This window comes from Allobosea sp. (genome assembly GCF_036675845.1).
Classification (GTDB): Bacteria; Pseudomonadota; Alphaproteobacteria; order Rhizobiales; family Beijerinckiaceae; genus Allobosea.
In genome coordinates this window covers 1-10,150 of record NZ_JAKFED010000120.1, presented here as the reverse complement: position 1 = coordinate 10,150, position 10,150 = coordinate 1, and the positions used below count along the sequence as shown (strand labels likewise).

General features: G+C 67.1%; 10 protein-coding genes. 8 read left to right on the top strand and 2 right to left on the bottom strand.

What is annotated here, in order from left to right; genetic code table 11:
• Positions 1 to 5: 5 nt before the first annotated feature.
• Together V6M56_RS12560 and V6M56_RS12555 are read right to left on the bottom strand one after the other, a co-directional pair.
• A complete protein-coding gene (locus V6M56_RS12560; RefSeq protein WP_332684158.1) occupies positions 6 to 1,169 on the bottom strand; it encodes an acyl-CoA dehydrogenase family protein in 1,164 nt (387 codons plus the stop codon).
• 20 nt (positions 1,170 to 1,189) lie between these two features.
• Positions 1,190 to 2,353 carry a dihydrodipicolinate synthase family protein gene (locus V6M56_RS12555; protein WP_332684156.1) on the bottom strand — a complete coding sequence of 388 codons (1,164 nt, stop codon included), beginning with the start codon at positions 2,351 to 2,353 and terminating at the stop codon, positions 1,190 to 1,192.
• 160 nt (positions 2,354 to 2,513) lie between these two features.
• Here V6M56_RS12555 and V6M56_RS12550 point away from each other — a divergent pair, with 160 nt between their 5' ends.
• The 8 genes from V6M56_RS12550 (at position 2,514) to V6M56_RS12515 (ending at position 9,885) form a co-directional block, all read left to right on the top strand.
• Positions 2,514 to 3,566: a LacI family DNA-binding transcriptional regulator gene (locus V6M56_RS12550; RefSeq protein ID WP_332684155.1), complete on the top strand. Its 1,053-nt coding sequence runs from the start codon at positions 2,514 to 2,516 to the stop codon at positions 3,564 to 3,566.
• Between the two features lie 28 nt (positions 3,567 to 3,594).
• Positions 3,595 to 5,187 carry an acyl CoA:acetate/3-ketoacid CoA transferase gene (locus tag V6M56_RS12545; protein WP_332684153.1) on the top strand — a complete coding sequence of 531 codons (1,593 nt, stop codon included), beginning with the start codon at positions 3,595 to 3,597 and terminating at the stop codon, positions 5,185 to 5,187.
• Positions 5,184 to 5,957: an enoyl-CoA hydratase/isomerase family protein gene (locus tag V6M56_RS12540; RefSeq protein WP_332684152.1), complete on the top strand. Its 774-nt coding sequence runs from the start codon at positions 5,184 to 5,186 to the stop codon at positions 5,955 to 5,957. Before V6M56_RS12545 ends, V6M56_RS12540 begins: the two co-directional genes overlap by 4 nt.
• Before the next feature lies 1 nt (position 5,958).
• Positions 5,959 to 6,723: a 3-ketoacyl-ACP reductase gene (locus V6M56_RS12535; RefSeq protein WP_332684150.1), complete on the top strand. Its 765-nt coding sequence runs from the start codon at positions 5,959 to 5,961 to the stop codon at positions 6,721 to 6,723.
• A gap of 100 nt (positions 6,724 to 6,823) precedes the next feature.
• A complete protein-coding gene (locus V6M56_RS12530; protein WP_332684148.1) occupies positions 6,824 to 7,492 on the top strand; it encodes an amino acid ABC transporter permease in 669 nt (222 codons plus the stop codon).
• A 10-nt stretch (positions 7,493 to 7,502) separates the two neighbouring features.
• The gene (locus V6M56_RS12525) at positions 7,503 to 8,153 is read left to right on the top strand and encodes an amino acid ABC transporter permease (RefSeq protein WP_332684146.1); all 651 of its coding nucleotides are present in this window, start codon (positions 7,503 to 7,505) and stop codon (positions 8,151 to 8,153) included.
• A gap of 50 nt (positions 8,154 to 8,203) precedes the next feature.
• Positions 8,204 to 9,025 carry a transporter substrate-binding domain-containing protein gene (locus V6M56_RS12520; protein WP_332684144.1) on the top strand — a complete coding sequence of 274 codons (822 nt, stop codon included), beginning with the start codon at positions 8,204 to 8,206 and terminating at the stop codon, positions 9,023 to 9,025.
• Between the two features lie 71 nt (positions 9,026 to 9,096).
• Positions 9,097 to 9,885 carry an amino acid ABC transporter ATP-binding protein gene (locus V6M56_RS12515; protein ID WP_332684142.1) on the top strand — a complete coding sequence of 263 codons (789 nt, stop codon included), beginning with the start codon at positions 9,097 to 9,099 and terminating at the stop codon, positions 9,883 to 9,885.
• The last annotated feature ends 265 nt before the right edge of the window (positions 9,886 to 10,150 follow it).

Here is a 10,150-nt window from a genome sequence, read left to right as displayed (position 1 = left end):
GCGAACTAGGCTTCGGCGCCGCAGCCATTCCTGATCAGCTCCCTGGCGATGATCGTGCGCTGGATCTGGTTGGTGCCTTCGTAGATCTGGGTGATCTTGGCGTCGCGATAGAGCCGCTCGACCTCGAAGCCCTGGATGTAGCCGGAGCCGCCGAAGATCTGCACGGCGTTCGCGGTCTGGGCCACGGCCATGTCGCTGGCGAAGCATTTGGCGATCGACGAGGCCGAGGTCGCCGGCGCGCCATGGTCGATCAGCAGGGCCGCGCGCTCGACCAAGGCCCGGCCGGCGGCGATGTCCTTGGCCATGTCGGCGAGCATCCATTGCAGGCCCTGGTTCTCGAGGATCGGCTTGCCGAACTGGCGCCGCTCGCGGGCATAGCCGAGCGCCGCCTCGAGCCCGGCCTGGGCGATGCCGACGGCGAGCGCGCCGATGCCGACCCGGCCCTTCTCGAGCACGCTCATCATGATGTGGAAGCCGCGCCCCTTCGGACCGAGCAGGGCCTCGCGCGGCACCGTGACCGCGTCGAAGTTCAGCGCGCCGACCTGGCTCGCGCGCTGGCCCATCTTGTGCTCCTTGGCGCCGCGCGAGACGCCGGGCGCGTTGAGGTCGACGATGAAGATGCTCATGCCGCGATGGCCGGCCGCCGGGTCGATCGAGGCCAGCACGAAGCCGAGATCGGCGACCGGCGCGTTGTGGATCCAGAGCTTGCCGCCGTCGATGACGTAGCCGTCGGCGGTCTCGCGCGCCGTGGTCCTGACATTGGAAAGGTCGGAGCCGGCCTCCGCCTCGGTCAGGCAATAGGCGACGCGGGTCTTGCCAAGCAGGATGTCCGGCAGATGGCGGGCGCGCTGCTCTTGCGTGCCATAGCGCGTCAGCAGCGTACCGATCAGCTCGACGAGGCCGCATTGGTCGGCGACCGAGGCATAGCCGCGCGACAATTCCTCCATGACGAGAGCATAGGCATAGGCGTCGAGCCCGGCGCCGCCATGTTGGGAATCGGCGGTAATGCCGAACAGGCCGAGTTCGCCCATCTGGCGATAGATCTCGGCCGGGAAGGCCTCGCTCCGGTCGAGCTCGGCGGCTGCCGGCCGCACCACCTGGTTGGCGAAGCGGCGGGCGGTGTCGCGGATCTGCTCATAGAGCGCGGCGTCCTGGAGCGGCGCGTGCATGGCGATCTTCTCCCCGTGGTTCAGGCGATGCCGTTCAGGGCGCAGAAATGGCCCATGCGCCCGGCCGCGCGCTCCGGATCGCCGAAGAGCCCGGACTGGTCGGCCAGGCGGAAGAGATCGGCATAGTGCAGGATGCCGCGGGCCGATTCCGCCCCGCCGACCATGCGGAAATGCTCCTGGAAGCCGTTCAGCCAGGCGAGGAAGACGACGCCGCTCTTGTAATACTGGGTCGGCGCCTCGAAGAGCTTGCGCGACAAGGCGACTGTCGGGTCGAGGATGGCATGGAAGCCCTGCTTGTCGCCGGCATCGAGCCGCGCAAACGCGGCCGCGGCGGCCGGCGCGATCGGGTCGAAAATCCCGAGCAGGCCATGCGAGAAGCCCTGCTCGTCGCCGCCGATCAGCTCGGCATAGTTGAAGTCGTCGCCCGAATACATCGCGACGCCTTCGGGCAGGAGCCGGCGCATCGCGATCTCCTTGCCGGCATCGAGCAGCGAGATCTTGATGCCGTCGATCTTTGCGGCGTGCTCGCGGATCAGCGTCAGCACGGCCTGCATCGCCGGCTCGAAATCGCGGCTGCCCCAGTAGCCGGCGAGCGCCGGGTCGAACATCTCGCCGAGCCAGTGCAGGATGACCTTGCCGCGGCATTGCCCGATCAGGCGGCCATAGACGGCAAGGTAGTCGTCAGGCCCCTTCGCCACCCGGCAGAGCGCCCGGCTCGCCATCAGGATGATCTTGCCGCCATGCTTCTCGACATGGGCGATCTGCTCCTCATAGGCGCGGATCACCTCGTCGAGCGTCTTCACCGCGTTAAGGTCGAGCTGGTCGGTGCCGGCGCCGCAGGCGAGGTCGGCGCCCGGCACCGTCTTCGCCTCGGCGAGCACGCGCGCGATCAGCTCGGCGGCATTGCCCCAGTCGAGCCCCATGCCGCGCTGCGAAGTATCCATCGCCTCGGCGACCTTGAAGCCGAGGCCCCAGAGATGGCGCCGGAAAGCCAGCGTCGCGTCCCAATCGAGAGCCGGCACCCGCCAAGGCTCGTTCAGCCGGCGCGGATCGGCGACGACATGGGCCGCCGCGAAAACGGTCCGCGTCCGGGACGGCGCGTGTTTCCGGGGGAACTGCGAGGGCGGCGCCAGCGTGTAGCGCTCCGTGCCGCCATCGGCCTGCGGCAGGGTGATCAGGGCCATCGCTTCCTCCCGATTTAATGGAACGTTCCACTTATTGGCTTCTGATATTGGCTATAATTCATTCTTTGGCTGATTTAAAGAGAGATATTGCCATCTCTTTTTCACGATGATATGGAACGTTCCAAATTTAGGAGCGCCCCAGGGCGAACGGGATGGAACCATGCCGCAGCGGGCGGAGAGCAGGGAAAAGGTGACGATCATCGAGATCGCGGACGCTGCCGGCGTCTCGAAATCGACGGTCTCGCTCGTCCTGACCGGCCGCGGCAGCGTCAAGCCCGAGACGCGCGAGCGCATCCGCCAGGCGATGGACAAGCTCGGCTATGTCTACAACCGCGGCGCCGCCAATCTGCGCAACACCCATTCCAAGATCGTCGGCCTCGTCCTCAACGATCTCTCCAATCCGTTCTTCGCCGAGTTCGCGATCGGCGTCGAAACCGTGCTGCAGATGGCCGGCTATGTCGCCTTCATGGCGAATACTTCCGAAAGCGTCGTGCGGCAGGCGCAGGTGATGCGGATGATGCGCGAGCACGGAGCGGGAGGCATCATCCTCTGCCCGGCGCTCGACAGCACGCCCGAAGAGCTGGCGCTGGCCAGCGGGCAGGAGACGGCGCTGCTCGTCGCGATCCGCCGCCTGCCGGGCGTGGCGGCAAGCTCCGTGGTGCCGGACAATGTCGCGGGCTCGGCCCGGATCACGCGCCATCTCCTCAATCTCGGGCACAGGCGCATCGCCTATCTCGGCGGCATGAGCTCGATGGTGGTCCGGCAGGATCGCCATCGGGGCTTCAGCGAGGCGATGGCCAAGGCCGGGCTCTTGATCGATGCCAGCCTCAACCTCGAAAGCATGCCGACGCGCGATGGCGGCTTCAGCGCGATGAGCTCGGCGCTGGCGCTGCCCGGCCGGCCGACCGCCGTGGTCTGCTACAACGACGTCGTCGCCATCGGCGCGATGCTCGCCGCCGCCAAGCGCGGGCTCGTCGTCGGGCGCGACATCGCCATTGTCGGCTTCGACGACACCAGCGAGGCGCGCCATGTCTCGCCCGCCCTGACCACGATCGCCGTCGATGCCGTCGGCCTCGGCGAGCGCGCAGCGGCCATGCTGCTCGAACGCATCACCAACCGCTCGGCCCCGCCGACCAGCCATGTCGGCCCGGCCGATCTCGTCATCCGCGAATCCTGCGGCGCCTATCAGCACGCGCTGACGGCGGCCGGCTGAACCCCTCACCCAACCGGACGAAAGCACGATGGCGTTCCCCCGCATCCTCACCGCCGACGAAGCCGCAGCCCTGATCCCGGACGAGGCGATCGTTACCGTCTCCTCGTCCTCGGGGCTCGGCTGCCCGGATGCCGTGCTGGCTGCGATCGGCCGCCGCTTCGAGACCAGCGGCCATCCGAAGAACCTGACGACGATGCACCCGATCGCCGCCGGCGACATGTGGGGCGTCAAGGGCATCGACCATCTCGCCAGGCCCGGCCTGCTGGCCCGCATCCTCGGCGGCTCCTATCCGTCGGGACCGTCGAGCGCCGAGCCGCCGGCGATCTGGAAGATGGTCACGGGCAACGAGATCCCGGCCTATAACGTCCCGAGCGGCATCCTGTTCGACATGCATCGCGAGGCGGCGGCAAAGCGCCCGGGCGTGCTGACCAAGATCGGCATGGAGACCTTCGTCGACCCCCGGAACCAGGGCTGCGCCATGAACGAGCGCGCCGCGGCCGAGCCGATCGTTGCCCGCGTCGATTTCGACGGCGAGGACTGGCTCTATTTCCGCAGTATCATCCCCCAGATCGCGATCATCCGCGCGACCACGGCCGATGAGCGCGGCAATCTTTCCTATGAGCATGAGGGCGGCTATCTCGGCCCGCTCGACCAGGCACTCGCCGTCCGCAACAATGGCGGCATCGTCATCGCGCAGGTCAAGCGCGTCGTCGCGGCCGGCAGCCTGAAGGCGCAGCAGGTCTTCGTGCCCGGCATCCTGGTCGACGCCATCGTCGTGGCGCCCGACCAGATGCAGACGACGCAGACGGTCTACGATCCGGCGATCTCGGGCGAGGTCGCCCGGCCGCTGTCGAGCTTCGCGACGCCGGCCTTCGACGTCGCCAAGGTGATCGCGCGCCGCGTGGCGCAGGAGCTGCGCCATGGCGATGCGGTCAATATCGGCTTCGGCATCTCGGCCAATGTGCCGCGCATCCTGATCGAGGAAGGCCAGCATGGCGCCGTCACCTGGGTGATCGAGCAGGGCGCGGTGGGCGGCGTGCCGCTGCTCGAATTCCAGTTCGGCTGCGCCTCCAATGCCGAGGCGATCGTGCCCTCGCCCTATCAGTTCACTTACTTTCAGGGCGCCGGCTTCGATCTCTCGCTGCTCTCCTTCCTGCAGATCGACAAGCAGGGCTCGGTCAACGTCTCGAAGCTCGGTGTCCGCCCGCATGTCACAGCCGGTGCCGGCGGCTTCATCGACATCACCGCGCGGGCGAGGCGCATCGTCTTCTCCGGCTATTTCAGCGCCGGCGCCAAGCTCGGCATCGCCGATGGCAAGCTCGTCATCGAGAAGGAAGGCAAGGTCAAGAAGCTGGTCGAGGCGGTGGAGCACATCTCGTTCTCGGGACCGCGCGCGATCGCCCAGGGCCAGGACATCACCTACATCACCGAGCGCTGCGTGCTGAAGCTGACCGCCGACGGCATCGTCGTCAGCGAGATCGCGCCCGGCGTCGATCTCCAGCGCGACATCCTGGCCCAGTCGGAATTCCCCCTGCTGGTACCGCAGCCGCCGAAGCTGATGGACGCGGCATTGTTCGAGGACGCCCTGCTCGGCCTTACCGTTCCGCGGAGGGCAGCATGAGCGATCCCGTCACCCTCGATATCGCCGATGGGCTGGCGATCATCACGCTCGCCCGCCCGGAGAAGCTCAACGCGCTCGACGATACGATGATCGAACTGCTCGGCCGCCATGCCGAGACGATCGACGCCGACCGCTCGGTCCGGGCCGTCATCCTGACCGGCGAAGGCAAGGCGTTCTGCGCCGGCGGCGACATCGTCGCCTGGGGCGGGCTCTCGCCGCTGGAGATGGGCCAGGGCTGGGTGCGCTCCGGCCATCGCGTCTTCGACAAGCTCGCCCGGATGAAGCCGCCGATGATCGCGGCGCTGAACGGCCATGCCCTCGGCGGCGGGCTCGAGCTCGCCGTCACCGCCGATATCCGAATCTGCGAGGTCCAGGCCAAGATCGGCCTGCCCGAAAGCGGGCTCGGCATGATCCCCGGCTGGTCGGGCACGCAGCGGCTGGTCAAGCGGCTCGGCGGGCGCGTCGCGCGGCGCCTGGCGCTGACCGGCGAGATCGTCACGGCCGAGACGGCGCTTTCGCTCGGCATCGTCGACGAGGTGGTCGAGAAGGGCGGCGCGCTGGCGGCGGCGAAACGCGTGGCCGAGCGCGTGCTGACCCGCGGGCCGGTGGCCAACATGGTGGCCAAGCAGCTGATCAACGCCGCCGAGGACGAGGACCGCGCCGCGGTCCTCGAGACGCTGGCGACCTCGCTCGTCTCCTACACGGACGACGTCAAGGAAGGCGTTGGCGCCTTCAAGGACAAGCGTCCACCAAGCTATCGGGGTTCGTGAGATGGTACGTCCCGTTGCCCTGATCACCGGCGCGCGGCGCGGCATCGGCCGCGCCATCGGGCTCGGCCTCGCGCAGGCGGGCCATGACATCGCCTTCACCGACATCGCCGAGGACGACGAGGTCGCCAAGGCAAAGGCCGCCTTTACGGAGGCCGGCGCCCGCACGCTCTTCATGCGGCACGACGTCACCGCGATCGAAAGCCATGCCGATCTGGTCGCAACCGTGCTGCGCGAGTTCGGCTGGCTCGACCTGTTCGTCTCGAATGCCGGCATCGGCGCGCCGATGCGCGGCGACATGCTGGAGATCACGCCGGAATCCTATGATCTCGTCATGGGGGTCAATCTGCGCGGCGCCGCCTTCCTGAGCCAGGAAGTCGCCAAGACGATGATCGGCCACGGGAAAAGCCGGCATCCGGCGATCGTGTTCATCACCTCGGCCAGCACCGAGCTTGTCTCGATCGACCGGGCACAATACTGCGTCTCCAAGATCGGCCTCTCGATGTGGGCCAGGGCGCTTGCGGTGCGGCTCGCGCCCGAGGGCATCCCGGTCTTCGAGGTGCGGCCCGGCGTGATCCGCACCGAGATGACCGCCAAGGTCGCGGCGAAGTATGACGCCCGCATCGCCGAGGGGTTGATCCCGGCCGGGCGCTGGGGCGAGGGTGAGGACGTGGCGCGCTGCGTGGTCGGCCTGGCGGGGGGCAGCTTCGCCTATGCCACGGGCACGGTGATCAATGCCGATGGCGGCTTGCTGATTCCGCGGCTGTAGCTAGGTTCGCCGCCGCGGAGGCGATCGCCGTTCGATGGATAGGGAGAAGGGGACGCAATGACTGCAGACAATTTGCTCATCCCCATATGGGGCGCGCTGCATGAGTTATGAGTTCGATTTCGCGGCCGTCTTCGAAGCCTGGCCGGAATTGCTCCAGGGGCTGATCAATTCGCTCGTGCTTTCGGCGGCTGCGATGGCGATCGGCATGATCGTCGCCGTCGCGGGCGCCCTCGCCAAGACCTCCGGCCCGAACTGGCTGCGCTGGATCGTCGACGGCTATATCGAGCTGATCCGCAACACGCCGTTCCTGATCCAGATCTTCATGATCTATTTCGGCCTGCCTTCGCTGGGCCTCAAATTCTCGTCCAACACCGCGGCGCTGATCGCGCTGGTGGTCAATGTCGGCGCCTATGGCATCGAGATCATCCGGGCCGGCATCGAGAGCATCCAGAAGGGCCAGGTCGAGGCCGGCAAGTCGCTCGGCATGCGGCCGCTGCAGATCTTCCGCTACATCATCTTCAAGCCGGCGATCCAGGCGATCTACCCGTCGCTGACCAGCCAGTTCATCCTGCTGATGCTGAACTCCAGCGTCTGCTCGGTGATCGCGGCGAACGAGCTGACCGCCGTCGCGGGCGACATCCAGTCGCGCACCTTCCGCAGCTTCGAGGTCTATTTCATCGTCACCTGCATGTATCTCGGCCTGTCCGTCTTCTTCTGGAGCGCGTTCGCGATGATCGAGCGCAGCTTCCTGCGCAAGCCAACCCGCTGAGGCCAAGACGATGCGCGAACTTGGACCCAACGAAATCATCTACATCCTTATGGCGGTGCGCTGGACGCTGCTGCTCTCGCTCGTCGCCTTCCTCGGCGGCGCGGTCGGCGGCGCGCTGATCGCGCTCGCCCGCACCGGCGAGTTCAAATGGCTCAGGCTGGCGGCGAACGGCTACATCAAGCTGTTCCAGGGCACGCCGCTGCTGATGCAGCTCTTCCTCGCCTTCTTCGTGCCGGGGCTGTTCGGCTGGTCGGTCGACCCCTGGACGGCCGCGGCGCTCGGCCTGTCGCTGCATGCCAGCGCCTTCCTCGGCGAGATCTGGCGCGGCGCCATCGAGGTCGTGCCGCGCGGGCAATGGGAGGCGGCGACCTCGCTGGGCCTGCGCTACATCCCGAAAATGGCGCTGGTCATCGTCCCGCAGGCGGTGCGGATCTCGATTCCGCCGACGATCGGCTTCCTGGTGCAGCTGATCAAAGGCACCTCTCTCGCCTCGATCATCGGCTTCGTCGAGCTGACCCGCGCCGCCCAGGTGATCAACAATGCGACCTTCCGGCCCTTCACCATCTTCGCGCTGGTGGCGCTCGCCTATTTCCTGATCTGCTGGCCGCTCTCGGCCTACAGCAAGCGAATGGAGCGCAAGCTCCTGGTCGCCGCACGTTGAGCGCGGCGACGCAAGACCCGACCCAAAAGCAGTATGAGGAGAAACGTCCAATGTCCCCGTTCAAGTCCATCGTCCGCCGCAGCCTCGGCGCGCTGGTTTTCGCCGGCTTCGCCGCCGCAACCCTCGGCGCCGCCCCGGCCAGCGCCGCCACGCCCGAAGAGATCAAGGCGCGCGGCAAGCTCATGGTCGGCATTCTGACCGACTATCCGCCCTTCGGCGGCACCGACGCTCAGCAGCAGCCGGCCGGCTACGATGCCGACGTCGCCAAGCTGATGGCGAAGGCGCTCGGCGTGGAGCTCGAGCTCGTCCCGGTGACCGGGCCGAACCGCATTCCCTATCTGCTGACCAACAAGGTCGACGTCCTGATCGCGACCTTCGGCATCACCGCCGAACGTTCCAAGCAGGTGCTGTTCTCGAACCCCTACAGCTCGCTGACGATCTATGTGCTGGCGCCCAAGAGCCTGAACATCAAGACGGCGGACGACCTGAAGCCGGTGACGATCAGCGTCGCCCGCGCCTCGACGCAGGACACCGCGATCACCGCCGCGGCGCCGCAGGGCACGCAGATCAAGCGCTTCGACGATGACGCCACGGCCCTGCAGGCCCTGATCTCCGGCCAGGTCCAGGCGATGGGCGCGAGCAACACCATCCTCGCCCAGCTCAACAAGGACTATCCGCAGCTCAACATCGAGCCGAAGCTGACGATGCGCGAGCAGGCCAACGGCATGGCCTTCCGCAAGTCGGACACGGCGCTGGCCGAGTTCGCCAACAAGTTCATCGCCGAGATCGAGAAGAACGGCGAGCTCTCCGCCATCAACAAGCGCTGGTTCGGCATCGAGCTGACCAAGCTGCCGCCGATGCCGAAGTTCTGAGCACCTCTTGACGGTGCGCCCGGCCTCGTGCCGGGCGCACCGCAGAATTCGCAAGCAACGAGACGAGACCGATGACCACACCAGCGACCGGGGCGGCCGCCGCCAATGCGGCCGGAGACGCGATCATCGAGATGCGCAAGGTCGACAAGTTCTACGGCGATTTCCAGGTGCTGCGGAACATCGACCTGACCGTCGCGCGCGGCGAGCGCATCGTCATCTGCGGGCCCTCCGGATCGGGAAAATCGACCCTGATCCGCTGCCTCAACCAGCTCGAGGAGCATCAGGCCGGCAAGATCGTCGTCGACGGCACCGAGGTGCATGCCCATCTGCGCGGCATCGAGGACGTTCGCCGCGAGATCGGCATGGTGTTCCAGAGCTTCAACCTGTTCCCGCACCTGACGGCGCTGGAGAACTGCACGCTGGCGCCGATGAAGGTGCGCGGCGTCCCGAGGGCCGAGGCCGAGGCGGCGGCACGCATGATCCTGGAGCGCGTGCATATTCCCGAGCAGGCGATGAAATACCCGGTCCAGCTCTCCGGCGGCCAGCAGCAGCGCGTCGCGATCGCACGCTCGCTCTGCATGAACCCGAAGATCATGCTGTTCGACGAGCCGACCTCGGCGCTCGACCCGGAAATGGTCAGCGAGGTGCTGGACGTCATGGTCGAGCTCGCAGAAAGCGGCATGACCATGCTCGTGGTGACCCATGAGATGGGTTTTGCCCGCAAGGTCGCCGACCGCGTGCTCTTCATGGATGCCGGCGAGATCGTCGAAGTCGCGCCGCCGGAGCAGTTCTTCCTGGCGCCGAAGAACGAGCGCACGCAGAAATTCCTCGGCCAGATCCTCCGCGCCGCGCCGCATTGACGCCAGCCCCAAGCGGCCGGCGCTGCGCCCGAAATCGAAAAACGGGATTCCATGACTAGCTTTGGGATTCCCTGCTCATCCGCCCTCCTGCCGGGACCGGCATAACGACGCTTGGCTGCTCTCGCCGATTGCTTGGGCCTGCCAGGCGCGACAGCCATCCCATGCGTCTTCGACGCGGTTCCGAAGGATGCCGGCCCATGGCCAAGACCTCGTCCCAATCGGCTGAAAGCCCGCCCGCTCACGGCCTCGTCCGGGCGATGTCGGG